Consider the following 25,479-nt stretch of genomic DNA (forward strand, 5'->3'; position numbering starts at 1 on the left):
CGAAAAAGCCCGACACCTACCGTGCCCCCCACCCCACATGGCGACTGATTTGAGTCAGATATGCGCGTGATGCGCAACTGTACGGGAGAATCTAGGGCCAATGTGAGTAACTCTTCACACCTGAAACGCAGGGTTCACTCACTCTTCTCCGGATACCTCCACACCTCGGTCACCGTTGGTGAACAGGGCCAGCAGAGGAGAGGCCAGAGGAGAGGCCAGGGGAGAGGCCAGGGGAGAGGGCAGGGGAGAGGGCAAGGGAAAGAGTAGGGGAGAGGCGGACGGAGCCCGGAGGGCGGTCAGGCGACCTCGTCCAGGCCGGGCACGACCATGAGCGGTGCCGCGGTGTCCGGCAGGACCAGCGGCTGTTCGGTCCAGATGCACTTGCCGGTGGCCGTGTATCGAGTGCCCCAGTGCTCGGAGAGCGCGGCGACCATCTGGAGACCGCGCCCGCCCTCGTCGGTCTCGGTGGCGCGCCGGATCCGGGGCGTCGTGGGGCTGCCGTCGTAGACCTCGCAGACCAGGGTCGTGCTGTGCAGCAGACGCAGCCGTACAGGGCCTCGGGCATGCCGTACGACATTGGCGATCAGTTCGCTGACGAGCAGTTCGGTGGTGGTCACCAGGTCTTCGAGATGCCAGGCGGCGAGCTGTTCGCCCACATGCTTCCGGGCGGTACCCGCGGACTGCGGATCGTCGGGCAGGGTCCAGGTGGCGACGGCGTCGGCGGCCAGCCGGTGGGCTCGTACGACGAGCAGCGCGGCGTCGTCGGCGTTCTGCTGATCGGCCGGGAGCAGATCTGCGGTGAGGGTGTCGCAGAGCTCGTCCAGATCGCCGTCCGGGCGCTCGCGGAGGAGCTCGGCGAGACGGCCCATCCCGGCGTCGATGTCACGGCAGGCCGACTCGACCAGGCCGTCGGTGTAGAAGACCAGGAGGCCGTCCTCGGGGACCGTCAGTTCCACCGTCTCGAAGGGCGGTTCGGCCGCGCCCAGCGGTGGATCGGGAGCCGACTCCGGGAAGGACACGGTGCCGTCCGGGCGGACCACGGCGGGCGGCGGATGGCCGGCGCGGGCGAAGGTGCAGAGACCGCTCGTCGGGTCGTACACCGCGTAGAGGCAGGTGGCGAAGGAGTCGTCGCCGAGCCCGGCGATCAGGTCGTTGAGATGGACCAGGATCTCGTCGGGCGGCAGTTCGAGGTCGGTGAGCGTCCGTACGGCGGTACGCAGACGGCCCATGGTGACCGCCTCCGGCAGCCCGTGGCCCATGACATCGCCGATGACGAGGACGACACGGCAGCCGGAGACCGGTATGACGTCGTACCAGTCGCCGCCCACGTCCATGCTCTGCCCGGCGGGCAGATAGCGGGCGGCGGCGGTGACGGCGGGCAGCGCGGGCAGTGTCTGCGGAAGCAGCGTGCGCTGGAGCTGCTGGGCGCGGCTGTGCTCGGCGTCGTACAGCCTGGCCCGTTCCAGCGCGTGCGAGACCAGACCGCTGACCGCCATCAGCAGTGTCTGTTCCTCGCCGGTGAAGTGGTGCGGCTCGTCGAAGGCGATCACACAGACGCCGATGGCCCGCCCGGAGACGATCAGCGGCAGGAACGCCCAGGCCTGTTTGCCTATCGCGACCGGCCGGTCGGCGTGCTCCGGATAGGTCCGTACGTACTCCTCCGGCGTGGCGCAGAACCAGGGCGCGCGCGTGCGCAGCCGGTCGGCGCCGGGCGACCTCACCGACATCGACGCGCCGCTGACCTTGTTCAGGAACGCCTGGGGATAGCCGACGCTGCCGACGACCCACATCCGGTCGTCCTCGTTGACCTGGATGATCAGTCCGGAGGCGCCGAACGGCGGCAGCACGCGCCGGGCGACGGCGTCGGTCACATCCTGGGTGGTGATCGCCTCGGCCAGATCGGCGGTCAGCTCCTGGATACGGGCCGCCCGTTCCGCCGCCTGCCGTTCGGCCGCCACCCGGTCCGCCTCGCGCTGTCTGGCTTCCGTGATGTCGGCGAAGTAGCAGGCCAGACCGTCGGGTACGGGGACGAGCCGGATATGGAACCAGCGCCCGGTGTCCGGCCACTCCGCGTCGAAGCCGACGGCGGTCGCTCCGGCGGCGGTCTCGCGGCAGCGGGACTCCAGGCCGGGCACCCGCCGTACCACCGGCACATCCCACAGCACGGCGCCGACCAGCTGACGCCGGGAGGAGTTCAGCAGGCGCTCCGCCTGCACATTGACGAAGGTGATCCGCCACGCGCCGTCCAGGGACAGGAATCCGTCGCTCATGAAGCGCAGCGCACGGCGGATGGCGTCACGGCCGATGCCCGACTCGGTGCTGTCCCACGCCGTGCCCACGACGCGGTAGGGCCGTCCGTCGCCGTCCGACTCCGCGCGTCCCCGGACATGGGCCCACATCGTGGTTCCGTCGTCGGGGCGGCGCACCCGGTACTCCAGGTCGATCAGTCCGAACGTACGCACCGCCTGGTCCCACTCGCCGACCACCCAGGGCCGGTCGTCGGGATGGATGATGCTCATCCAGGTCTCGGTCCGGCCGTCGTAGGTGTCCGGATCGAAGCCGAACGTCTCCAGCAGGGAGTCGTCGACGTGGAGGCGCCCGGAGGGCGCGTGCAGCTCCCAGGAGCCGATACGTGTCGCCCGGAGCACGTCCTCCGCCTCGGGCGTCTCCGGCGTCCCTGGTGTGTAGGTCGTCCCTGACACATCGGGCGTCCCCGGTACATCGGGCGCCCCCGGCACGGCCTGCCGATCCGGGGGCGTGACGACGGGTTCCTCGGCGCGTCGGAGGCGTTCGGCGGCCCATGCCGCGACGGCTCGCAGTGTCTCCTGGTGTGCGGCGGCCGGCTCGCCGGGAGTGGTCGTCACCACGGAGAGCGCCCCGAACGGTCCCTTCCGGGAGATGAGCGGCGTGGACACCATGCCGGTGCCGAGACCGGCGGGAGCGGGCAGCCATACGGTGCTGCCCTCGCGCACGGCCTCCGTCGGAGCCTTCGGAGCGCCGTCCGGAATCCCATCCCACGATCGGGTGAACGCTCTGGGCAGACCACTGACGGCCACGAGATACATGCGCTGGGTGTTCGCCGACCCACGTAGATGAACCGCCCCGCCGAGGCCGCCGAGCTCCGCGACCGCCTGCTGGAGGGCGAGCCGCAGCACCTCGGTCTCCGGGAGAACGGCGTCCACGGCATTCAGCAAAGCCAGCCGCTCGTTCATATGCGCCAATCATAGCCAAATCGGATGAGAAGCGTGCTTGTGGGTCCATGGTGTCCCTTGCCCCGCACAAGCACCACTCCTTCCGGGTCTTTCCGGGTCCGTCCGGGTGCCGCTAGCTGATCAGCTCCCTGCCCGACTTGACGGCGTCGGTGCTGCCCTTGACGACGCCCTTGGCGGCAGCCACCTTCCTGTTCACTTTGTCGCCGATGACGCCCTCCACCACCGGGCCGGCCTCTTCGCCGACGGCCGACGCGGTCTTGGCGGTGCTGCTCAGGGTGTCGCCGAGATCGGCCGCCTGGGCCGCGGAGGGAAGGACGGCGGCCAGCAGGGCGGAGCCCGTCGCGGCGAGGAGAAAACGATGCGAGTTCATGATCGGTACAACGCGCGGAAGCGCTCCAGGGCACGCGACTGGCGCCCGGCGGCCAGCGGTCACCGGCCGGACGCTCCACGGGTGTCCGGTGACGGCGGGTAGCGGTTCCTTTTGCGGATAACGAGGGTCCGGCTTCTAGCGTGGATCCATGAACACCAACGCGAACACCAACACCGACCGTAAAGGCGCCTTCGCGGATACGACGATGCCCGCCGTCGCGTACCGCAAGAGCCTGCCCATCGACGATCCGCAGAGTCTGGAGGACATCGAACTGCCCGTCCCCGAGCCCGGTCCGCGCGATCTGCTCGTCCAGGTGGAGGCCGTCGCGCTCAATCCGGTGGACTGCAAGGTCCGTCGGAACACCGATCCCGGCGGGAAGCCCAAGGTCCTCGGCTGGGACGCGGCCGGCACGGTCGTCGCGGCCGGCGACGAGGTGGAGCTGTTCCGCGTCGGGGACGAGGTGTTCTACGCCGGTGCGGTCGACCGGCCCGGCGCCAACTCCCGCTTCCACGCCGTGGACGAGCGCCTCGTCGGCCCCAAGCCCGCCACGCTCGGTTACGCCGAGGCCGCGGCGCTCCCGCTGACCGGGCTCACCGCGTGGGAAGGGCTCTTCGACCGGATGGGGCTGCGCACCGGAGCCCTGGAGCAGACCGGAGCACTGCTGGTGACGGCGGCGGCGGGCGGAGTCGGCGCCATGGTCGTACAGCTCGCGCGGGCGCTCACCAGTCTGACGGTGATCGGTACCGCCTCGCGCCCGGAGACCGTCGAGTTCGCCCGCCGGATGGGCGCCCACCACCTGGTCGACCACCATCGCCCGCTGGTCGAGCAGCTCAAGGAGGTGGCTCCGGACGGGATCGACTACATCTTCGGCACGGCGGCCACCGACCGGAACATCAAGGCGTACGCCGAAGTCCTCAATCCGTTCGGGCACATCGTGTCGATCGACGACTACGACTCGCTCGACATCGGTGTGCTCAAGCGGAAGAGCCTGTCCTTCCACTGGGAGTTCATGTTCACACGCTCGCTGTTCCGCACTCCCGACCGCCAGAAGCAGGGCCATGTCCTCGCGCAGATCGCCCGCCTTGTGGACCAGGGAGCCCTGACGACGACCGCCACCCGCGACCTCGGTCCCGTCAACGCGGCCAACCTCCGTGAGGCGCACCGGATCCAGGAGTCGGGCACCTCGATCGGCAAGATCACTCTCAGCGGTTTCTGATCACATCCGGCCCGCCCTGAAACATTTCCGCGGGCCCACCGCGTCGATGAGTTGTAGGGACGTGAACAGCAGGAACGGGGACCGCGTAGCGAGCAGCCGCGCGGACCCAGGGACCGGGATCGGGGACGAGTATGCGGCGCGTGGCGCTGTTCGGACGCATCGGCGGGGAGGGCGTATCCACCTCCCGCGCCGATGACTTCAGAGAGTTCGCGGCCGGCCGCACCAACCATCTCTTCCGCTCCGCATGCCTTCTGACCAGCGGCGACACTCATCTCGCCGAGGATCTGGTGCAGGAGACCCTGGGCCGGATGTACGCACTGTGGGGCCGGGTCTCCCGGATCGACAATCCCGCGGCGTACGCGCAGACCGTTCTCGTCCGTACCTTTCTCACCCATCAGCGGCGGCGCTCGGCCACCGAACGGCCTCTCGGCGAGATTCCCGACACGGCCGCGCTTCCGGGCGACGATCCCGCCTTACGCGTCGCGCTCCTCGACGCGCTCGGACGTCTGACGCCCAAGGACCGTGCGGTGGTGGTACTGCGGTACTGGGAGGACCGCAGCATCGACGAGACCGCCGAGACGATGAACGTCAGCCCGGCCGCCGTGCGCACCAGATCGGTGCGGGCGCTGGCGAAGCTGCGTGCGCAACTGGGCGGCCGATTCACCGAGTTCGCCGACCGCTGACAACTGATTCTGTCCGGCTGAACGAACAGGAAGCGGGGTCGAACCATGCCCTCCGACAACCATTCCGACCGAGCCCAGGACCGAGCCCTCGACGGGCCTTCCGAGGACGTGTCCTTCGAGGACGGACTCGCCGAGGCGATACACCGCGCCGGCGACACCTTCGCGCCTCAGGACCGGGCCGGCCTGGTGAACAACTCTCTGACGCGTGGCCGCCGCCTGCTGGCCCGACGCCGTACGGCCGCGGTGACGGGCAGTGTGCTCGCCTTGGCGGCCGTTGGTATCAGCGGCGGGTACGGAGCCGGCCTGCTGGGCCCGGACCAGAAGCCCGGGGAGGTCGGGAAGGCCGGGAAGGCCGAGAGCGCCCAGTGGGCGGCGGAGCCCCCGGGGACGATCACCGGTCCCACGGCGGCGGGCGGTGGAAGTATGACCGCGATTCTCGCCCGGCTGCTGCCCGCCGGAAAACTGAGCGAGACACGGGAGCGCCAGATCGGCCAGTTCGGCGGGCCCAGCGTGGTGGGAGTCTTCGACGACGGCAAGGGCAAGGCCGGGATCTCGGTCTCGCTGTCCCGCGCCAACGGCCTGAACAGCGCGCAGCAGGCGAAGTGCCCGGACAGGGTCTTCACGCCGTACGACGACTGCACGGAGACGGAACTGGCCGACGGCGCCCGGCTCGTGATCTTCCAAGGGTACGAATATCCCGACCGGCGCGAGGACACCAAGAACTGGCGGGCCGAACTGCTCACCTCCGACGGTTTTCTGATCAACGCGAATGAGTACAACGCGCCGTCGGAGAAGGGCGCGAAGATTTCCCGTGCCGATCCGCCGCTGAATCCCGGGCAGTTGAAGGCCCTGGTCACCTCGGACAAATGGCGCGGAACGCTGAACCGGCTGCCTCCGACACCACCGACGGGCAAGGAGCCCGCGGACGGCACCACCGGTGGGGTGGACGGAACCGTGACCGGGATCGATGCCGGCAAGACACTCGTCTCACTGCTTCCCCGTGGGCTGAAGGTGACCGGCCAGGGCGGCCAGGGCGCGGAATTCGCGTATGTGGTGGTGGACGACGGCAAGGGCCGGAGCATGGTGCAGATCAATGTCCAGCCCGGTAGTTCGGACCTCGCCAAGGAACTGTTCACCAAGGCCACCACGCTGCCGGACGGCACACTGCTGGCGACCCAGCAGGGACCGGGCGACAAGGGTGTTCCGGGCGGGGCCATGTGGACCGCCGACACTCTGCGGCCCAACGGTCTGCGCGTCGTGATCTCCGCCTTCAACGCCGGTGACCAGCACAGCGCGCCCTCCCGCAGCACGCCCGCGCTCACCATGAAGCAGCTCATCGCGATCGCGACCAGCAAGAAGTGGCGCGCGATCCCGTAACCGCCCGTCGCACCCGCTCCTCAGCCAGGGCGCCTCGCTGCCTTCCTCCTCACTTCGCGTCGGAGTACCGCTCCACCGTCGACGTCGTGAACGGGAACCGCACCGGCGTCTCTCCGAAGGCGATCCGCCCGGCCAGCTCACCGGCCGCGCGGATCGCCTTCACGACCTCCGCCGACTCCTCCTCCGGGCAGTGCACGATCACCTCGTCATGCTGGAAGAAGACCAGCTCGGCCCGCATGTCCGCGGTCGCCCGGCGCAGCGCCGCCAGCATCAGCAGGGCCCACTCGGACGCGCTGCCCTGGACGACGAAGTTACGGGTGAAACGGCCACGGGCCCGGCCGTTCGACGACGCGTAGCCCGGAGTGAACTCACCGCCACCGCCCGCCGGTTCATCCGAGCCCTGGCCTGTGCCCGATCCCGTTCCCGGTCCCGGCCCCATGGGTATCTCCTGCGGAATCCCGGCCTCGTCGGCGTCCTCCGCACCGGCCGCCCGAGGGCTCGTCCGCCCGAGCCAGGTCCGTACGAGCCTGCCCTCCTCGCCCGCCCGCGCGGCGTCGTCCACATAGGCCACCGCCAGCGGGAATCTCCGGCGCAGCGCGGCCAGATTCTTCAGCCCGTCGCCGGAGGTCTGGCCGTAGACCGCTCCCAGCAGCGCGACCTTCGCATGGGCCCGGTCGCCGGAGAACGCCCGGTCGGAGAGCGCCGTATACAGATCGCCGTCGTGTCCCGCCACCTCCATCAGCCCGGGATCACGGGAGATCGCGGCCAGCACCCGAGGCTCCATCTGATCGGCGTCCGCCACCACCAGCCGCCAGCCCTCGTCGGCGACGACCGCGCGCCGGATCACCCGGGGGATCTGGAGCGCTCCGCCGCCATTGGTCGTCCAGCGGCCGGTGACCGTACCGCCCGGCTGATACTCCGGCCGGAACCGGCCGTCGCGCACCCAGTCCTGGAGCCAGCTCCAGCCGTGGGCCGTCCAGATCCGGTAGAGCTTCTTGTACTCGATCAGCGGCTTCACCGCCGGATGGTCGATCTCCTCCAGCTCCCAGCGCCGCGTCGAGCGCACCTTGATCCCGGCCCGCGCGAAGGCCTTCACCACCTCCGCGGGCAGATCGGGCCGCACCCGCCGCCCGAACGCCTCCGACACCTCGTCCGCCAGCTCGGCCAGCCGCCTGGGCTCGCCTCCGCCCGCGTACCGCTCGCCGAGCAGCTCGTGCAGCACCTCCCGGTGCACATCCGCCCGCCAGGGCAGTCCCGCGCGGTGCATCTCGGCGGCCACCAGCATCCCGGCCGACTCGGACGCCGTGAGCAGCCGCATCCGGCCCGGGTGCTCGGCGGCCAGGTGTCTGCGCTGCTGCTCCGCGTACACATCGAGCAGTCCCTCGAACGGGATTCCCGCGCCCGTGTGCGGCTCGAACAGCGAGGACTGGGAGCCCGGCTCCGCCGAGCGGGCCGGCGGATCGGGCGGCACCGGCGCGTTCCGCAGCCGGGCCCAGGCCGCGGCGGCCGATCTGGGCTCGTCGAGCCGCCCTTCGTGGCCGAGCAGCAGCAGCTCCGCCACCTCGATGTCATAGCACCGCTCGATCCGCACGCCCGCCGCGAGCAGCCGTGGATACACCTCGGCGGTGGACCGCCACACCCACCGCCCGACCTCGGGCAGCCGCGCCCGGACCGCCGCGACGAGATCGGGCTCGCGCAGCACGGGCCCCGCCGCCCGGCCGTCCTCGCCCAGCGGAGCCAGCAGTGCGCCGCCGCCCTCCGCCGGTGCCAGAGCCCATCTCCCGGTCATACGCCGAGTCTCGCAGCCAGGTCTGACATCGCCCGGGCGCCCGCTCGGAAGGCGGTCCCGGCCGGACGACGGGAGGATCGGAGATATGGCCATGACCACCATGGCCACGGCCCGCACGGACACGGGAGGGATGCGGATATGGAAGCGGCTGTGTTCGAGAAGTTCGGCGGCCCGGACGTCCTGCACACCCGGAACGTCGACGAACCGCACGCGGGACCCGGCGAGGTCCGCGTGGCGGTCCGGGCGGCCGGCGTCAACCCGATGGACTACAAGATCCGCCACGGATGGATGGAACAGCTCTTCTCCACACGGCTGCCCGCCATCCCCGGTTCGGAGTGCGCCGGAGTCGTGGACGAGACGGGCGAGGGCGTCACCGAAGTCGCCGTCGGCGACAGCGTGGTGGGCTGGAGCGCCACCGGCGCCTATGCCCAGTACGCCCTTGCCGAGACCGTCGTACCCAAGCCCGACTCCCTGGGATGGGAGGAGGCCGTGGCGATCCCTGTCGCGGGCGAGACGGCCCGGCGCGTGCTCGACCAGCTCGCGGTGCACAAGGGCGAGACCCTGCTGGTGCACGGAGCGGCGGGCGCCGTCGGCTCCGTGGCCGTACAGCTCGCGGTGGCGCGCGGCGCGACCGTGATCGGCACGGCGTCTCCCGCCAACCACGACTACCTCCGCTCGCTGGGCGCCACCGCGGTGACCTACGGCGACGGTCTCGTCGGGCGCGTCCGCGCGGTCGCGCCTCAGGGCGTGGACGCGGTCTTCGACGTGGCGGGCAAAGGCGCGCTGCCCGACTCGATCGAGCTGCGCGGCGGCACGACGGACCGGATCATCACCATCGCCGACCCGGACGCGGCCGGCCATGGAGTGACCTTCTCCGCCGGTGTCACCGCGCCCGGCAGCAAGCGCGCCGCCCTGGCCGAGAACGTCCGCCTGGCGGCGGAGGGCGGCCTGCGGCTCCGGATCGCCAGGACCTTTCCGCTCGCGGACGCGGCGGAGGCCCAGGAGACGAGCGAGAAAGGCCATGCGAACGGGAAGTTGGTGATCACGCCCTGACCTCGGAAACGGATGACGTGGCACAACGACTCCTCTCGTGCACCATAGATTGCTCTCAGTAACCCTTTGATGTCCGAGAGTAACGATGCCCACTGACAGTGGACTTGTGCACGGCGTCTACGACTCCGGCCGGTCCTGGCTGCCCCTGACCCGGATCCCGCTTCCTCACAAGCCGGAAGCGGCTCCCAGGGCGCGCCGTCACACCCGCGAGGTGCTCGCGTTGCGCCGCGTCGACGCCGAACTGACCGCCACCGTCGAACTGGTGGTCAGCGAACTCGTCACCAACGCGGTACGCCACGGCGTCTGTCTCTGCGGCTGCACCCGCGGCCCGGTCTCCCTCAGCATCCTGCGTACGGAGAACCGGCTGCGGGTCGAGGTCGCCGATCCGTCCCGGACGCCACCGAGATGGCCCGTAGGACCGGCGCCGGCCGGCGTGGACGCCTCGGATCCGGAAGAGGGCCGGGGCCTGCTGCTGGTCACGGCCCTGGCGGCGGACTGGGGCGACCACGCGGGCCCGGTCCGGGGAAAGGTGGTGTGGTGCGAGTTCGCCGGCCGGTAGCGGGTGGTCGAGAGAAGTTGTCCACAGCCTGTGGACAGAACTGGCCGCCCTGACCTGACACCGGCCCAGGCCCACCGGCCGCACCTGGGATCATCGGACCCATGAGTGACACGGATGCCGCCGGCGCGGGTGCCGCCGACGTGGGTGCAGGGACCGTCGAACGGGCCCTGCACGCCGTGCTGTCCACGGCGGGCGGCGAGCGGAGCGAGGGCCTCGACACCGGTGCCTCGCTCCTCGCCGCCGATCCGGCGGCCGACGCCGAACTGCGGCTGCGCGGCGTCGGGTTCGTACGGCTGGCCTGGGAGCGCGGCTGGCAGCCCGCCGATGTCGTACGGCTCGTACGGCGCGACCTCGAAGATCCGCATCTGCGGCTCCTCGCCGAGCTGATATCGGCGGAGGCGCGGCGGTACGAGCGGCTGGCGCCGCGCTGGGCCGCGCAGCTTGCCGATGTCGAGGAGGAGTCGGGCCCACGGCCCTACAAGGCCGACCGCTTCTCGTACGCCACCGCCGTACTGGAGCTGTATCTGCTGCTCGTCCGGCTGCCCGCGATCGAGCCGGTGGGGCCGGTGCCCGGTACGCCCGTACATCTCCCGTCCGTGGAGGGCGAGCCGCGCATGCTCACGCGCATCCGGGCGCTGCTCGCCAAGGCCGAGGCGACCGGCTATCCGCAGGAGGCGGAGGCGCTCACCGCCAAGGCGCAGGAGCTGATGGCGCGGCACAGCATCGACGAGGCGGTACTCGCCGACCGGAGCCACCGTGGCGATGTGCCGGGCGCCTGCCGGATCGGCGTGGACGCGCCGTACGAGACGGCGAAGGCGATCCTGCTCGACGCCGTCGCCTCGGCGAACCGCTGTCGCGCCGTCTGGAACAGCGCGTACGGCTTCTCCACGGTCGTCGGCTTCGAGCCCGACCTGGCGGCCGTCGAACTGCTCCACACCTCTCTGCTGGTGCAGGGAACGACGGCGATGACGCGCGCGGAGGCCGCACAGCGGGCGGGAGGGCGCAAGCGGACGAAGATGTTCCGGCAGTCGTTCCTGATGGCGTACGCCCACCGCGTCGGCGAACGCCTGGCCGAGGCCACGGCACGGACGACACAAGAGGCGACGGCGGACACGGAGGGCGGCGGGCTGCTGCCGGTGCTCGCGGCACGGGACGTGGCGGTGGCCGACCGTACGGACCGGATGTTCCCGGAGACGGTGGCGACCCGGGTCCGAGGAGCGACGGACGCCGAGGGCTGGCACCACGGCACCTCGGCCGCGAACGCGGCACACGTACCGGACGGCGCGCCGGACCCGGACACCCGCGCCCGCATCCGCCCGGGCGACCGAGGCCGTGTCTGACAAATGGCGTCGTCCGCCCGCAGGGCGGGGCTCGCGCCCGCCGCGGAGCGGCTGATGTCACCGTGGTGCGTGCGATCGCAAGGCGGAGGATCGCTCGTGTACTGGACGTACTCGGGCGACTCCGACAACGCAGCGAGCGTGCGTGCCAGGCGTCGCGAGCCAGACGGGATGTGTCAGACACGGCCTAGGCTGACCGTACGGCTACGACGTCGGCAGATCCGTAGGCAGGTCTTCCGGCAGTCCCTCGGGCAGTGTCCCGGTCTCGGTCTTCGCCAGTGTGTCCTTCTTGCCCTTGTCCCAGGCGATCACCAGCGTCTTGCCGTCGTTGGACTCGATCGACCCCATCGTGCGGTCGGTGTTCCCGTCGGCGCAGGTGAGGGAGAGCATCGGCTCGCCCATGTCCTCCACCGAGCCCTGGCAGACATGGCTGTCGGCGACGAGCGCGACCTTGCCCGCCTTCACGGAGAGCGCCACGGCCTTGCCGTCGGTCAGTCCGGCCCAGGTGCCCTCGACGGCGCTCGCGCCGTCCCCGCCGGAGCCGGAGCCGGCACTCGCACTCGCGCCCGCATCTGGACCGGAGCCCGTGCCGTCGGCCGACGCGCTCGGCGCGTCGGCGCCGCCCTTGTCCTTGCCGGAGTCGCCGCCGCTGTCACCGCCGCAGCCCGTGAGCGCGAGTGCGAGTGCGGTGACGAGGCCCGCCGTGGCGGCACTGGTCCGCAGGAGCTTCTGCACGTTCAAGTCCCCCTTGTCGGTTACCGGACCGCGCCAAGCTATCAGGACGACTTGCGCACTCCCGGCAGATATCCGGCATGCGCCCGGGCGCGCAGCCGGACCCGCGACAGCCCGAACGTCCCGGCCCAATCCACTGGACCGCGCGGGTATCACCTATATCGACTACAAGGACACAGATCTGTTGCGGAAATTCATCTCGGACCGCGGCAAGATTCGCAGCCGCCGCGTGAGACGGGTGAGCGCGCGGCAGCAGCGGGTGTCGCGCGCGGTCGAGAACACCCGGGACGCGCGGTCGAGAACGGCCGGGAAATGGTGTTGCCGCCGTACCGCTCGGTGTGCCGCCGATCCCTCCGGGCCCCTCCTGAGCAGGTCAGGAGGGGCCCCGGTGCGTCGTGCCGGTCTCATGTGTGGAGACTGGAGCGGCGAATTGGGATCCGAATGGCCGTGAAACGCGTCTCTTCTCCTAGAGCACGGGGGGATTCGCTCCGGACGGCCGTCTCGGTGCGGTGTCTGTAATCAAAGGAACACCCCGCGTGCACGTGCATTTGCTCATGCATCAGCACATGAAACACAGCTATGATCCGAGACAGTTGACACCTGCACCTTGCAACTCGGGGAGCGACCTGTGCACCACGTGTACAACGGCATAACGGCCACAAAGCTTCACGGAGTCGTCTGGCAGAAGAGCATGCACAGCAACTCCCAAGGATCTTGCGTGGAGTTCGCCAAGCTGCCGGGCGGGGAGGTGGCGGTGCGTAACTCGCGCTTCCCCGACGGTCCCGCGCTCGTTTACACGATCGCGGAAATCGAGGCCCTGTTGCTGGGCGTCAAGGACGGGGAATTCGATCATCTGACGGCGGACGCCTGAGGCGGACGGCCGGGCCGGGCGTCCAGTACGCGCAGGAACGATCCTGCGCGTACCACGCCCGGCAGCCGGGCTCCTCGGGCATGTGTGTACGTCCTGACGTCAACGTCGTGATTCGGCCACCGCGTCCCACGGGATGATCCCGGCACGGTGGTCCGGTTGGTCCGGTCCCGGTTGGTCTGGACCTACTTGGTCCGGCCGGTACCGATGGTCCGGTCTGTACGGAGCCGCGAGCGGTCCGGTCCGTACGCGGCCACGAGCCGGGAGTACGGGCCGCGCGCCGGCCCGTACACGACCGCGGCGGGCAGTCCCGCCGCGGCGCGTCAGTCCCGCCGCAACTGGAACAGCGCCCAGACCACCTTGCCGTGCAGCGAGCCCGCCAGCGGATGCCATCCCCAGGTGTCGCTGAACGACTCCACCAGGAACAGCCCGCGCCCGGACTCCGCCGCGCCGTCCTCCTCCGTCTCGCGCGCCGTGGGCCCCGCGTGGCTGGGATCACGTACCGCGCACACGAGCCGCGACGTCCACCGCATCAGATGCAGCCGTACGGGCGGATCGTGCGGCTCCCGCGGGGTGTCGGCGGGCAGTGCGTGACGCAGCGCGTTGGTGACGAGTTCGGAGACGACCACCGCGACATCGTCGAAACGGTCGTCAAGCTCCCACTTGTTCAGGGTGGCGCGGGTGAACTGCCGTGCGCCGCGCACCGCTTCGTAGCGGGCGGGCAGGGCGCACGACGCCGAACCGGCGGCCCCCGCGGGATCGATCGGGGGAAGTCCCTGCCTTAAGGGCTCGAGCATGGTCGATCCATTCATCCCCATGCGAGGCACTCCCGGGATTCGCGGCCGTAGCGATACTGCGGTGGTCCAGCGTCACATCACGTCAATCACGAACGAGCGCGCAGGTGCGCGAGCACCATGGTTCCGAATGCGTAGGGCAGATGCAAGGGCAGATGCACGTGCACGCGCCGGACTTGACCGATCCCGTACCGTTTCTGGCATGTTTCTCCCCGTGACCAGTTTTGCTCGCTACGCAAAGCCTTCTTATTTCCGTAATCGAATGAGTACGGGCTGAAGCGTTTTGATGGCAGAATCCGGCACTTGGAGTTCGGGGGTGCTCCGGTGAAGAACCACATGCGATGGGGAGGGTTGGAGACGTGACCGCAGCCGAATCGGGCGGTTCCGTGGTGCGGCGCATCCTGCTTGGCTCACAGCTGAGGCGGCTGCGCGAGACGCGCGGCATCACACGTGAAGCCGCCGGCTACTCGATCCGCGCTTCCGAGTCCAAGATCAGCCGTATGGAGTTGGGACGGGTGAGCTTCAAGGCCAGAGACATCGAGGACCTGCTGACTCTCTACGGAGTCGCCGACGAGGGCGAGCGTGCCGCCCTTCTCGGCCTCGCCCGAGAGGCGAATGTCGCGGGGTGGTGGCACAGCTTCGGTGATGTGCTGCCCGGCTGGTTCCAGACCTATATCGGTCTGGAAGGCGCCGCCTCACTGATCCGTATCTATGAGGTGCAGTTCGTCCACGGTCTGCTCCAGACCGAGGCGTACGCGCACGCCGTGGTCACCCGCGGCCAGCCGGAGGCGCCACGCAGCGAGGTCGACCGCCGGGTCGCGCTCCGTCTGGAGCGGCAGAAGGTCCTCGTCTCCGAGCGGGCACCACGCTTCCACGCCATTCTCGACGAGGCCGCGCTGCGCCGCCCGTACGGCGAGCGCTCCGTGATGCAGGGCCAGTTGAAGCATCTGATCGAGATCTCGGAGCAGCCCAACATCACGCTCCAGGTGATGCCGTTCAGCTTCGGCGGGCACGCGGGCGAGAGCGGCGCGTTCACCATGCTGAGCTTCCCCGAGTCGGATCTCTCCGACGTCGTCTTCCTGGAGCAGCTCACCAGTGCGCTGTATCTGGACAAGCGCGAGGAGGTCGCCCAGTACGAACGGGTGATGGCTCGGCTACAGGCGGACAGCCCGGGACCGGAGGAGAGCCGAGATGTCCTCCGCGGACTGCTCCAACTGATCTGAGACATCAGTACGATGACCTCACATCAGGAGTTTGCACCTGCAGTAAGGGATCGCATGTCCTACTTCACCGATCTGGCCCACCAGTACATCGACGGCGAGTGGCGGACCGGCAGCGGCTCGTGGGACATCATCGACTTCAATCCGTACAACGGGGAGAAGCTCGCGGCCATCACGATCGCGACGGTGGCCGAGGTCGACGAGGCGTACCGCGCGGCCGAACGCGCGCAGCGCGACTGGGCCGAGACGAATCCGTACACGCGCAGGCTGGTCTTCGAGCGGGTGCTCAGACTGGTCGAGGAGCGCAAGGACGACATCATCGAGGCGATCATCGATGAGCTCGGCGGGACGCGCGTCAAGGCGGAGTACGAGGTGCGCACCGCCCAGGAGTTCCTCCGCGAGGCCGTCCAGCTCGCGCTGCGTCCCGAGGGCCGGATCCTGCCGTCGCCGGTCGACGGCCGGGAGAACCGCGTCTACCGGCTGCCGGTGGGCGTCATCGGAGTGATCAGTCCCTTCAACTATCCGTTCCTGGTGACGATCAAGTCCGTGGCGCCGGCCCTGGCGCTCGGCAACGCCGTGGTGATCAAGCCCAACCAGAACGCGCCCGTCGTCGGCGGCGGACTCATAGCCAAGCTCTTCGAGGACGCGGAGCTGCCGGCCGGACTGCTCAATGTCCTGGTGACGGATATCGCGGAGGTCGGCGACGCGCTGATCGAGCATCCCGTGCCGAAGGTGATCTCCTTCGCGGGCTCCGACCGGGTCGGCCGCCATGTCGGCGCCGTCGCGGGCGGCAACTTCAAGCGGGCCATTCTCGAACTGAGCGGCAACAGCGCGCTGGTCGTCCTCGACGATCTGGACGAGGCGGGCCTCGACTACGCGGTGGACGCGGCGGTCGCCAGCCGGTTCATCTACCAGGGACAGGTCGGTATGGCCGCCAACCGGATCCTGGTGGACCGGAGCGTCGAGCGGGAGTTCACCGAGAAGTTCGTGGCGAAGGTGACCGCGCTCAGGACCGGCGATCCGCGTGATCCCGAGACCCAGATCGGCCCGGTCATCAACACGTTCCAGGCGGACGCCCTGACGGCGCTGGTGGAGCAGGCGCTCGCGGAGGGCGCCACGGCGCTCGTACGGGGCCGTACGCGCGGCAATCTGGTGGAGCCGACGGTCCTGGCGGGCCTCGCGGAGGACTCGCCGCTGATGCGGCAGGAGATCTACGGTCCCGTGGTGCTGCTGATTCCGTTCGACGGCGAGGAAGAGGCGGTACGGCTCGCCAACAACACTCCGTACGGGCTGAGCGGAGCCGTGCACACCTCGAACGTGGAGCGCGGTGTCGCGTTCGCCAAGCGGATCGTCACCGGCATGATCCATGTCAATGACTCGACCGTGCAGGACGAGCCGCTGGTGGCGTTCGGCGGCGAGAAGTTCTCTGGGCTCGGCCGGCTGAACGGTGACTCGACGGTCGAGGCGTTCACGACGCAGAAGTGGATCTCGGTGCAGCACGGCCGTACGACGTTCCCGCTCTGACGGCGGGAGCGGGGCCGACGGCCGTACGGGCCTCGGCCGGTCTCCGGGCGGCTGGTCATAATCTGGACGGATGTCAGCGATCCGTTTGCTCGTACTCTTCGCGGTCCGTCAGCACGGGCGGGCCCACGGCTATCAGGTGCGCAACGATCTGGAGTACTGGGGCGCCCACGAGTGGTCCAACGCCAAGCCCGGCTCGATCTATCACGCGCTCAAGCAGATGGCGAAGCAGGGCCTGCTGCTGGCGCACGAGGTCGCGCCGAGCACGGCGGGCGGGCCGCCGCGTACCGAGTACGAGATCACGGACGCGGGCCGGGCGGAGTACTTCAGGCTGCTGCGTGAGTCGCTGACCTCGTACGACCAGCGGACGGACGTGCTGTCGGCGGGACTCGGCTCGATGGTCGACCTGCCGCGCGCGGAGGTCGTGGAACTGCTCAAGGAGCGGGTGGCCGGCATCGAGGCCTGGCGGGCCGCGGTGACCGAGAACTATGTGCCCGAGGAAGGCCCGGGACAGCTCGGGCACATCGGCGAGATCATGAATCTGTGGGTGCACTCGGCGGACACGGGCGCGGAGTGGACGCGAGGCCTGATCAGGCGCGTCGAGGGCGGTGCGTACACCTTCGCGGGTGAGGGCGAGCCCTTTGTGGGAGTGCTCGCCGAAGGCCAGGAGAACCCGTACGCGACGGGGATTCCCGATGACGGAGATCAGCGGCCCTAGGTCCTGTCCGACCGGACAGGGCCCGAGCCCCGCCCCCGGAGCGGAACCGGCGGCCGGGCGATCAGTGGTGGAAGGCCGTCGCGGCGGCCTTGTCCCGCTCCAAGGGATGTGCCTGGCGGCGCAGTTCGGGCAGTACCGCTTCCAGATCGGCCATGAGCAGCGCGGCCAGATCGGCGGAGAAGCCGTTGCGGCACACGATCCGCAGGACACAGAGATCGTCACGGTTGGCCGGGAAGGTGTACGCGGGCACGAGCCAGCCGTGCTGGCGCAGCCGGGCCGAGACGTCGAAGACATCGAAGTTCTCGATACCGGGAGCGGTGGTGAAGGCGAACACGGGCAGTTCGTCGCCTCGGGAGAGCAGCCGGAAGACGCCCAGTCCCTCGATCTGTCCGGCCAGCTTCATGGCGATGTCCCGGGCCGTCTGCTGGACGGCGCGGTAGCCGTCGCGGCCCAGCCTGAGAAAGGTGTAGTACTGCCCGACCACCTGGGCGCCCGGCCGGGAGAAGTTCAGCGCGAAGGTCGGCATGTTGCCGCCGAGATAGTTCACGCGGAAGACCAGCTCCTCGGGGAGATCGGCGGGCGAGCGCCACAGCGCCCAGCCGACGCCCGGGTAGACGAGCCCGTACTTGTGCCCGGAGGTGTTGATGGAGGCGACGCGCGGCAGCCGGAAGTCCCAGACCAGGTCCTCGTCGAGGAAGGGCGCGACCATCCCGCCGGACGCTCCGTCGACATGGACCGGGATGTCCAGGCCGGTACGTTGCTGAAGGGCGTCCAGCGCCGCGCACACCTCGGCGACCGGTTCGTACGAGCCGTCGAAGGTGGAGCCCAGCACGGCCACGACGCCGATGGTGTTCTCGTCGCAGAGATCGACGGCGGCCTGCGGATCGAGATGGAAACGGTCGCCCTCCATGGGCACCGTCCGCGGCTCGATCTCCCAGAAGTCGCAGAACTTGTCCCAGCAGACCTGGACATTGATGCCCATGACGAGATTGGGCCGGGCGCTCGCCGGATAGCGGTCCGCGTTGCGCTTGGTCCAGCGGCGCTTGAGGGCCATTCCGGCGAGCATGCAGGCCTCGCTGGACCCGGTCGTCGAGCAGCCGACGGCTGCTGCCGGGTCCGGCGCGTTCCAGAGGTCGGCGAGCATCTCCACACACCGCCGCTCCAGCTCGGCCGTCCGCGGGTACTCGTCCTTGTCGATCATGTTCTTGTCCCAGCACTCCGACAGGAGCGTGGCGGCCTGCGGCTCCATCCAGGTGGTGACGAAGGTGGCGAGATTGAGCCGGGAGTTGCCGTCGAGCATCAGCTCGTCATGGACGAGCTGATACGCGACGTTGGGCGGGATCGGTCCGTCGGGCAGCCGGTGGGTGGGCGGCGCCGCGGCCATTCCGCTGATCGGATCGGCCTCACCGTAGAAGGGATTGAGCGAGAGCCTCCGCAGCTCGGCGCGCTCGGCCTCGGGGACGCCGGCTTTCGCGTCCGCGCCTCGGTGGAGTGGCATCGGCGGTTCTCCTCGGGGCATCGGCGCGGTGGGCCATCCCGGTGGGGGGCATCAGCGCGGTCGTTTTCCTTATTTATGCCCGAAATGCTGCGGTGGCGCATCCGTGGAGCATGCCAAGGAGCCCGGGTGGAACCTGGAGGTGTGTACAGGCGTTGATAACTTGTGCGCGGCCGACCACGCCGAATTGACGATCGACCGACTATCGACACAGGAGTCCGGAACCCGTGACCACCCTTGCGCTCGGACCAAGCTGGCTGGACCCGGACTATCTGATCGGGACCTTCGGGCTCATCGGTGTTCTGGCCATCGTCTTCGCCGAGTCCGGCCTTCTCATCGGTTTCTTCCTGCCGGGTGACTCGCTCCTCTTCACCACCGGCCTGCTGGTGACGGCCGGCACACTCGACTATCCGCTGTGGCTCGTCTGTGTCCTGGTGGTGCTCGCCGCGATCATCGGCGACCAGGTCGGCTATCTCTTCGGCCGGAAGGTCGGCCCGGCGCTCTTCAAACGCCCGGACTCCCGGCTCTTCAAGCAGGAGAACGTCGAGAAGGCGCACGAGTTCTTCGAGAAGTACGGTCCCAAGTCGCTGGTCCTGGCGCGGTTCGTGCCCGTCGTGCGTACGTTCACACCGATCATCGCCGGCGTGAGCCGGATGAACTACCGCTCGTTCATCACGTTCAACATCATCGGCGGCACGCTCTGGGGCGCGGGTGTCACGCTGCTCGGGGCCGCGCTCGGCAAGATCGACTTCGTCAACAAGCACATCGAGATGATCCTGATCGCCATCGTGCTGATCTCGGTGCTGCCGATCGTGATCGAGTTCCTGCGGGCCCGCTCCAAGTCCAAGAAGGCCGCCGCCCTGACGGCCGACCACCAGGACCCGGGCGCGTCCGCCTCGGACACTCCCGGCGCTCCGGGCGGCGGCCGTGGCCGCCACGCCAAGCGCTGACCGGCCGCCGCGCCGCGACCGTAAGCCGAGCCTGTAGGGCCCGTACGTACCCGACTAGAAGCCGCGCGTCCGTTTGGCCGCGCGGCGGCTCGACGCCCGGCCCGCTCCCGGCACCGTGAGGAACAGCCGGGAGATCTCACCGCCGAGATTCACGCCGATCGCGATCGCCAGGGCCAGCGCCGCCGCCTTGGAGAGCGAGGTCAGTCCGCGGTCCGGATTGTTCTGCGCGATGCCCAGCAGCCCGAAGTAGGTCGCGGAGCCCGGCAGCAGCGGCCCGATCGCCGCCGTGACATACGGCAGCGCAGAGGCGAACTGGTAGCGCGAGAAGAGCTGTCCGAACAGCCCCACCAGACCGGCCGCCACCGCCGTCGCGGCCACCGGCGAGATCCCGCCCGTGTCATGCAGCGCCGCGTACACGACCCAGGCGATACCGCCGTTGAGGGACACCATCAGCACAGTGGAACGTTCCTGCTGGAGCAGGATCGCGAAGGTGAAGCTCAGCACCACGGCGGCGAGGATCTGCACCACGGGACGCTCCGCGGTGTGCGGCGCGGCGTCCGGATTGAGCTGCGCGTCGAGCTGCACGCCCAGATACAGCACGGTCAGCACACCGATGATGATCGCGATGAAGAAGTACATCACCTCCAGCAGCCGCGCCGACGCGGTGATGTAGTAGCCCGTCAGCCCGTCCTGGACTCCCGCCACCAGCGCCCGTCCCGGCAGCAGCGCGAAGAGACCGCCCGTGATCACGGCGGAGGGCCGCACCTCCCACTGCGCGGCCGAGCCCACCAGCGTCAGCGCCACTCCCATCGCCGCGGGCGGCATCGCGGCCACCACGAACTGGTAGAACTCCGGCAGCCCGCGGCCCGCGCACAGCCAGGCAAGCCGGTCGCCGAGCATCGCGCCGAACGCCGCCGCCACGAAGACCAGCAGCCCACCGCCGACCAGCACGGACGCGGAGCCGGCCAGCACTCCGCTCGCCACCGTCAGCACCCAGCCCGGATACGGGTGCCGGTTACGGCGGATCACCGCCAGCCGCCGGTACGCCTCCTCCAGCGTGACATCCGTGTCCCCGCTGGTGATGTCGTCGATCAGTGTGAAGACGGCGGAGAGCCGGGTGTAGTCGGTGCCCCGCCGCCGTACCGTCCGGCTGGCCGTCACCGGATCCTCCACCAGCGACGGCTGATGGGAGATCGACAGCAGCGTGAAGGTGACATTGGGCTCGCAGCGGTCGAGCCCGTACGCGCGGCTCACCGCGAACATCGCGGCCTCGACATCCTCGGCGCCCTCGCCGCCGGCCAGCAGCAGCTCGCCGATACGGAGCGTCAGATCCAGTACGCGCGGTACGGCGGGCCCGTTGTCGTCGTGCCGCTGCACCGTCTCCGGTACGGGCCGCTCCCCGGCCGGCATCCGCAGCAGCGTACGCATCCGGTCCTGCCAGGGAGCGCCCTTGGCCAGTAGGACCGCGGGTACGCCGCTGGGGACTCCGGCAGGGACACCGGAGGGCAGGCTGACGGGCGTGACGACGGGCGTGGCGACGGTGTGCGGCTTACGGGCGGTACGGCCCGGCTTGCCACCTGGCCCGCCCTCCCGCCTGGCCTGCGGCGTACCGAAGGCCGAGCCACCGCGCCCGGCCTGCTGCTGCTCCGTGCTCAGTCCTTCGGGAAGCGCGAACTCCGATGTCGGGTGGCGGTCCTCGGAGAGCGCCGGCCGCTCCACGCCGTGCGGCGGCGTGAACGCACTGTGCGCCTCGTCCGACTGAGGCTTCCGCTCCTCCGGGCCATCCGGCTCGGCCACCGCTGTCGACGCCGTCACTCACTGGCTCCCTGTCGTACTCGCTCTCGTGTGCTGCTTCCGCCGATGTGTTCGTAGCTCCGCGTCTGCCCAGTATGAGCACGGACATGAACAGCCACACCCGCACCTGCGCCCGCATCCGCACCGCCCGCACGCGCCTTCACGCACGCGTCCGCGCACACGGACGGGCGGCGCACCTCCCAAGAGGTACGCCGCCCGTTGTCCGTCCGGCTGTCCGGCCGGTCACACGAAGGAGGAGTGCGCGCTCAGTGCGCGCCGCCCTGCGCCTCAAGTCGCTTGTACGAGGCCTCGATCTCGGCCTCGGCCTCGGCGCGGCCGACCCACTCGGCGCCCTCGACCGACTTGCCGGGCTCCAGGTCCTTGTAGACCTCGAAGAAGTGCTGGATCTCCAGACGGTCGAACTCCGAGACATGGTGGATGTCGCGCAGATGCTCCACGCGCGGGTCCGAGGCCGGGACACAGAGCAGCTTGTCGTCCCCGCCGGCCTCGTCCGTCATCCGGAACATACCGATGGCACGGCACTTGATGAGGCAGCCAGGGAAGGTCGGCTCGTCCAGGATGACCAGCGCGTCCAGCGGGTCGCCGTCCTCACCGAGGGTGTTCTCCACGAAGCCGTAGTCGGCCGGGTAGCTGGTCGAGGTGAAGAGACGACGGTCGAGGCGGATCCGACCGGTCTCGTGATCCACCTCGTACTTGTTCCGCGAACCCTTAGGGATCTCGATGGTGACGTCGAACTCCACGGGTGGCTCCTCCATGATCAACACATATGTCCGGTCATACTGCGTCGTCGCGGTGGAGGAGGCCCCCGGACCGGCGGTCTGAAGGCCGCTTCTGGCCGGGGTGCCATGCTCGTGGCAAGACGCAGTGATTAAGTGTCCCCCACGCAGCAGTGTGATCGCGAAAGGGGCTGGTCAGCCGTGCTTGAGCCGAAAGTGTGGCAGCTCACGGCAGGTTCCGTGGTGGCCGGCCTGGCGCTCGCGGCGGTCGCGGTGGCCGTGGCCGGCCCCTGGGACTCCGGTCAGCGTAAGGCCGAGCGGGAGTGGGCCGCCGCCCAGGGCCGTACGGGTGGCGCACATCACGACCCGCGCGCTCCTCGTACGCCCTCACCCGCCCCCAGCGCCCCGGAAGTTCTCTCCGTGCTCACCGCCCAGGGCGCGGAGCCCGCGGAGCTGGCGGATCTGTCGGCAGGGCTCGGGAAGGCGCTCGGCCCGCTGCTGGACGACAAGGCCCTCGGCAAGCTGCGTACGGCCTCGGTCGTGGACGCTGCCACCGGCAAGCCGCTGTACGGGAAGGCCGCGGACACCCCGATGACTCCGGCCTCCACCGTCAAGATCGCCACGATGGCCGCCGCGCTCTCCGCGCTCGGTCCCGACCACCGCATCGCCACCACGGTGACGGCCACCCGGGACGCGAAGACGCTCACGCTCGTCGGCGGCGGTGACGCCACACTCGACCGTGAAGGGCTGCGCTCCCTGGCCGAGGACACCACGCGCGTGCTGCACGACCGCGGCGTCACCAAGGTCACGCTGCACTACGACGCCTCCCTCTACTCGGGGCCCAGGGCCCATCCCATCGGTCCCAACGACAACATCGCGCCCGTCGACGCGCTGATGGCCGGGCAGGGCCGGCTCGACAAGTCCACCCGTGGGCCCGCGCCGCGCAGCGGCGATCCGGCGGGCGACGCCGCCGATCTCTTCGCCGAGCTGCTGCGCGAGGAGGGCGTCCGTACCACCGCGGCTCCCACCGCGGCCAAGCCCGCCAAACCTGCCAGATCCGCCAAGGCCGCCGGGAGCGCGGAAGTCGTCGCCAAGACCTACTCCCGGCCGCTCTCCGCGCTGGTCGAACGCGCGCTGACCGAGAGCGACAACGACGTCGCGGAGTCCCTGGCCCGCCAGACCGCGCTCGCCACGGGCCGCCCGGCGAGCTTCGCGGGCGCCGAACAGGCAGTCCGCGCGCAGCTCGAAAAGCTCGAAGTGCCTCTCACCGGCGCCCGCTTCGCCGACGGCAGTGGTCTGGACCGCAAGGACAGGGCCAGCGCCGCGCTGCTCACGGCCCTGCTGGCACGCGCGGCGGATCCGGACCATCCGGAGCTGCGTCCCGTTCTCACCGGACTGCCCGTCGCCCGGTTCAGCGGCACTCTCAGGAACCGGTACCAGGACGCCGCGCCCGCCGCCGGGCTGATCCGGGCCAAGACAGGCACGCTCACCGGCGTGAACACTCTGGCGGGCACGGCCGTCGACTCCCGGGGCCGGCTGCTGGCCTTCGCGTTCATGGCGGGCTCCACCTCGTCGCCCGGCGAAGCGCAGGCGGTCCTGGACCGGCTCTCCGCGTCCCTGGTCCGCTGAGCGCGCTCGCCTTCCGCTGAGCCCGCTCGCCTCCCGGTGCCTCCCGCTCCCACTGGGCCCCCGGCCCGCGTGAGGCCCTCCGACGGCCCAATCGGCTCCGTGGCCCCGGTCCCGGCCCGTCTCCCGGCCTGATTCCGGGCCGCCCGCCATCCCGTAGGGGACGGTATGAGGGAAGATCCGGGCCACGGACACCTCACCGCTCCGCGGGCCGAGCACGTACGGTTGACGCATGACGAGCATCGGTGGTGCCGAGATGGTCGACTGGAATCTCGCGGTGGCGACCGCGACCCGCCTGGTACGGCCGGGGCCCGAAGTGACCCGGGACGAGGCGCGCGAGATCGTCGCCGAGCTGCGCAGGCATGCCAAGGCCTCGGAGGAGCACGTCCGCGGATACACGCGGATGATCCCCGACGGCCATGAGCCACCGGACACTCCCGTCCTGGTGGTCGACCGGGCCGGCTGGGTGAAGGCGAACGTCGCGGGATTCCGCGAGCTGCTCAAGCCCTTGTTCGACAAGATGCTGGAGCGCCGCGCCAGCACTCCCGGCGGCGCCGTGCTCGGCGCGGTCGGCGGCAAGGTGACCGGTGTCGAGCTGGGCATGCTGCTGTCGTTCATGGCCTCCCGGGTGCTCGGCCAGTACGAGACGTTCGCGCCCGCCACCCGCGATCTTCCGGCGGGCGAGCACAGCGCGGGACGGCTGCTGCTCGTCGCGCCGAACATCGTCCATGTCGAGCGTGAACTGGACGTCGATCCGCATGACTTCAGGCTCTGGGTGGCGCTCCACGAGGAGACGCACCGTACGCAGTTCACCGGTGTGCCCTGGCTGCGGGACCATCTCCAGGGCGAGATCCAGTCCTTCCTGGAGGAGACCGAGGTCGACCCGATGACCGTACTGGAGCGGCTGCGCGAGGCCGCCCAGTCGCTCGCGGGCGGCCGACCCGAGGGCGAGGAGGACGAGCACGGCAGAAGCATCGTCGAACTGGTCCAGACGCCCGGACAGCGCGAGATCCTCAGCCGGCTGACCGCCGTGATGTCCCTGCTCGAAGGGCACGCCGACTATGTGATGGACGGCGTGGGCCCCGACGTCGTGGCCTCCGTCGCCGAGATCCGGGAGAAGTTCCAGCAGCGCAGGGCCCGTGGCGCCAGCCGGCTCGACCAGGCGCTGCGCAAGCTGCTCGGCCTCGACGCCAAGCTGCGCCAGTACCGCGACGGCGAACGGTTCGTACGGTCCGTGGTGGAGGAGGTCGGCATGGCCGGCTTCAACCGGGTCTGGACCTCGCCCAACACGCTCCCGACCAAGGCGGAGATCGCCACACCGGCGGACTGGATCGCACGGGTGCACCGCAGGCCGGATTCATGAGCCCGGTCCGGTGCCGGGCGGACGCCCGATCCGGCTCCCGGGAGAAGCCCGGTCCGGCTCCCGGC

General features: G+C 70.0%; 21 protein-coding genes and 2 pseudogenes. 14 read left to right on the forward strand and 9 right to left on the reverse strand.

Going from position 1 to position 25,479, the window contains the following annotated elements:
• Positions 1–296: 296 nt before the first annotated feature.
• Both ACFV6H_RS33595 and ACFV6H_RS33600 read right to left on the reverse strand, forming a co-directional pair.
• Positions 297–3,212 carry a SpoIIE family protein phosphatase gene (locus tag ACFV6H_RS33595; RefSeq protein ID WP_385550013.1) on the reverse strand — a complete coding sequence of 972 codons (2,916 nt, stop codon included), beginning with the start codon at positions 3,210–3,212 and terminating at the stop codon, positions 297–299.
• A 112-nt stretch (positions 3,213–3,324) separates the two neighbouring features.
• Complete coding sequence (locus tag ACFV6H_RS33600; protein ID WP_385550016.1) at positions 3,325–3,582, reverse strand: hypothetical protein; 258 nt, start codon at positions 3,580–3,582, stop codon at positions 3,325–3,327.
• A gap of 148 nt (positions 3,583–3,730) precedes the next feature.
• Between ACFV6H_RS33600 and ACFV6H_RS33605 the strand changes: the two genes are divergently transcribed.
• The 3 genes from ACFV6H_RS33605 (at position 3,731) to ACFV6H_RS33615 (ending at position 6,858) form a co-directional block, all read left to right on the forward strand.
• Positions 3,731–4,798: a zinc-binding alcohol dehydrogenase family protein gene (locus tag ACFV6H_RS33605; protein WP_385550019.1), complete on the forward strand. Its 1,068-nt coding sequence runs from the start codon at positions 3,731–3,733 to the stop codon at positions 4,796–4,798.
• A gap of 140 nt (positions 4,799–4,938) precedes the next feature.
• Positions 4,939–5,481: a SigE family RNA polymerase sigma factor gene (locus tag ACFV6H_RS33610; protein WP_256098037.1), complete on the forward strand. Its 543-nt coding sequence runs from the start codon at positions 4,939–4,941 to the stop codon at positions 5,479–5,481.
• Positions 5,482–5,526: 45 nt separating this feature from the next.
• Positions 5,527–6,858 (forward strand): hypothetical protein, encoded by a 1,332-nt coding sequence (locus tag ACFV6H_RS33615; RefSeq protein WP_385550023.1) that lies wholly within the window; start codon positions 5,527–5,529, stop codon positions 6,856–6,858.
• Positions 6,859–6,907: 49 nt separating this feature from the next.
• Here ACFV6H_RS33615 and ACFV6H_RS33620 read toward each other — a convergent pair whose 3' ends face one another.
• On the reverse strand, positions 6,908–8,647 hold the full coding sequence (locus tag ACFV6H_RS33620; protein WP_385550026.1) for a bifunctional 3'-5' exonuclease/DNA polymerase: 1,740 nt from the start codon (positions 8,645–8,647) through the stop codon (positions 6,908–6,910).
• A gap of 138 nt (positions 8,648–8,785) precedes the next feature.
• Between ACFV6H_RS33620 and ACFV6H_RS33625 the strand changes: the two genes are divergently transcribed.
• The 3 genes from ACFV6H_RS33625 (at position 8,786) to ACFV6H_RS33635 (ending at position 11,599) form a co-directional block, all read left to right on the forward strand.
• Positions 8,786–9,700, forward strand: a complete 915-nt coding sequence (locus ACFV6H_RS33625) for an NADP-dependent oxidoreductase (RefSeq protein ID WP_385550029.1) — start codon at positions 8,786–8,788, stop codon at positions 9,698–9,700.
• Between the two features lie 85 nt (positions 9,701–9,785).
• Positions 9,786–10,259: an ATP-binding protein gene (locus ACFV6H_RS33630; protein WP_385550032.1), complete on the forward strand. Its 474-nt coding sequence runs from the start codon at positions 9,786–9,788 to the stop codon at positions 10,257–10,259.
• A gap of 101 nt (positions 10,260–10,360) precedes the next feature.
• Positions 10,361–11,599 carry a DUF2786 domain-containing protein gene (locus ACFV6H_RS33635; protein ID WP_385550035.1) on the forward strand — a complete coding sequence of 413 codons (1,239 nt, stop codon included), beginning with the start codon at positions 10,361–10,363 and terminating at the stop codon, positions 11,597–11,599.
• Positions 11,600–11,800: 201 nt separating this feature from the next.
• On the opposite strand, the gene ACFV6H_RS33640 is transcribed toward ACFV6H_RS33635, so the two are convergent.
• Together ACFV6H_RS33640 and ACFV6H_RS33645 are read right to left on the reverse strand one after the other, a co-directional pair.
• The gene (locus ACFV6H_RS33640) at positions 11,801–12,331 is read right to left on the reverse strand and encodes a hypothetical protein (protein ID WP_385550038.1); all 531 of its coding nucleotides are present in this window, start codon (positions 12,329–12,331) and stop codon (positions 11,801–11,803) included.
• 41 nt (positions 12,332–12,372) lie between these two features.
• Positions 12,373–12,450, reverse strand: a pseudogene (locus ACFV6H_RS33645) (30S ribosomal protein S14); the annotation flags it as partial.
• Positions 12,451–12,464: 14 nt separating this feature from the next.
• Between ACFV6H_RS33645 and rpsR the strand changes: the two are divergent.
• Both rpsR and ACFV6H_RS33655 read left to right on the forward strand, forming a co-directional pair.
• Positions 12,465–12,617: pseudogene (gene rpsR, locus ACFV6H_RS33650) on the forward strand (30S ribosomal protein S18); the annotation flags it as partial.
• A 339-nt stretch (positions 12,618–12,956) separates the two neighbouring features.
• Positions 12,957–13,199: a DUF397 domain-containing protein gene (locus ACFV6H_RS33655; RefSeq protein ID WP_079124992.1), complete on the forward strand. Its 243-nt coding sequence runs from the start codon at positions 12,957–12,959 to the stop codon at positions 13,197–13,199.
• Positions 13,200–13,519: 320 nt separating this feature from the next.
• Here ACFV6H_RS33655 and ACFV6H_RS33660 read toward each other — a convergent pair whose 3' ends face one another.
• The gene (locus ACFV6H_RS33660; RefSeq protein ID WP_384984063.1) at positions 13,520–14,014 is read right to left on the reverse strand and encodes an ATP-binding protein; all 495 of its coding nucleotides are present in this window, start codon (positions 14,012–14,014) and stop codon (positions 13,520–13,522) included.
• A 317-nt stretch (positions 14,015–14,331) separates the two neighbouring features.
• On the opposite strand from ACFV6H_RS33660, the gene ACFV6H_RS33665 reads away from it, so the two are divergent.
• From ACFV6H_RS33665 to ACFV6H_RS33675, 3 genes are all read left to right on the forward strand, one after another.
• A complete protein-coding gene (locus ACFV6H_RS33665) occupies positions 14,332–15,213 on the forward strand; it encodes a helix-turn-helix domain-containing protein (RefSeq protein ID WP_384984066.1) in 882 nt (293 codons plus the stop codon).
• Between the two features lie 54 nt (positions 15,214–15,267).
• The gene (locus tag ACFV6H_RS33670; RefSeq protein WP_093597760.1) at positions 15,268–16,734 is read left to right on the forward strand and encodes an aldehyde dehydrogenase family protein; all 1,467 of its coding nucleotides are present in this window, start codon (positions 15,268–15,270) and stop codon (positions 16,732–16,734) included.
• Between the two features lie 70 nt (positions 16,735–16,804).
• A complete protein-coding gene (locus tag ACFV6H_RS33675; protein ID WP_385550044.1) occupies positions 16,805–17,449 on the forward strand; it encodes a PadR family transcriptional regulator in 645 nt (214 codons plus the stop codon).
• Positions 17,450–17,510: 61 nt separating this feature from the next.
• Here ACFV6H_RS33675 and ACFV6H_RS33680 read toward each other — a convergent pair whose 3' ends face one another.
• A complete protein-coding gene (locus ACFV6H_RS33680; RefSeq protein WP_384984072.1) occupies positions 17,511–18,947 on the reverse strand; it encodes a glutamate decarboxylase in 1,437 nt (478 codons plus the stop codon).
• A gap of 224 nt (positions 18,948–19,171) precedes the next feature.
• Between ACFV6H_RS33680 and ACFV6H_RS33685 the strand changes: the two genes are divergently transcribed.
• Positions 19,172–19,894: a DedA family protein gene (locus ACFV6H_RS33685; protein ID WP_384984074.1), complete on the forward strand. Its 723-nt coding sequence runs from the start codon at positions 19,172–19,174 to the stop codon at positions 19,892–19,894.
• A gap of 54 nt (positions 19,895–19,948) precedes the next feature.
• On the opposite strand, the gene ACFV6H_RS33690 is transcribed toward ACFV6H_RS33685, so the two are convergent.
• Positions 19,949–21,691 carry a threonine/serine exporter ThrE family protein gene (locus tag ACFV6H_RS33690; protein WP_385550139.1) on the reverse strand — a complete coding sequence of 581 codons (1,743 nt, stop codon included), beginning with the start codon at positions 21,689–21,691 and terminating at the stop codon, positions 19,949–19,951.
• A gap of 263 nt (positions 21,692–21,954) precedes the next feature.
• Positions 21,955–22,449: an inorganic diphosphatase gene (locus tag ACFV6H_RS33695; RefSeq protein WP_046504875.1), complete on the reverse strand. Its 495-nt coding sequence runs from the start codon at positions 22,447–22,449 to the stop codon at positions 21,955–21,957.
• Between the two features lie 177 nt (positions 22,450–22,626).
• Between ACFV6H_RS33695 and dacB the strand changes: the two genes are divergently transcribed.
• Together dacB and ACFV6H_RS33705 are read left to right on the forward strand one after the other, a co-directional pair.
• Positions 22,627–24,054 (forward strand): D-alanyl-D-alanine carboxypeptidase/D-alanyl-D-alanine-endopeptidase, encoded by a 1,428-nt coding sequence (dacB, locus tag ACFV6H_RS33700; protein ID WP_385550049.1) that lies wholly within the window; start codon positions 22,627–22,629, stop codon positions 24,052–24,054.
• 229 nt (positions 24,055–24,283) lie between these two features.
• On the forward strand, positions 24,284–25,414 hold the full coding sequence (locus tag ACFV6H_RS33705; protein WP_093597587.1) for a zinc-dependent metalloprotease: 1,131 nt from the start codon (positions 24,284–24,286) through the stop codon (positions 25,412–25,414).
• The last annotated feature ends 65 nt before the right edge of the window (positions 25,415–25,479 follow it).

Source organism: Streptomyces sp. NPDC059743, assembly GCF_042732975.1.
GTDB lineage: Bacteria > Actinomycetota > Actinomycetes > Streptomycetales > Streptomycetaceae > Streptomyces.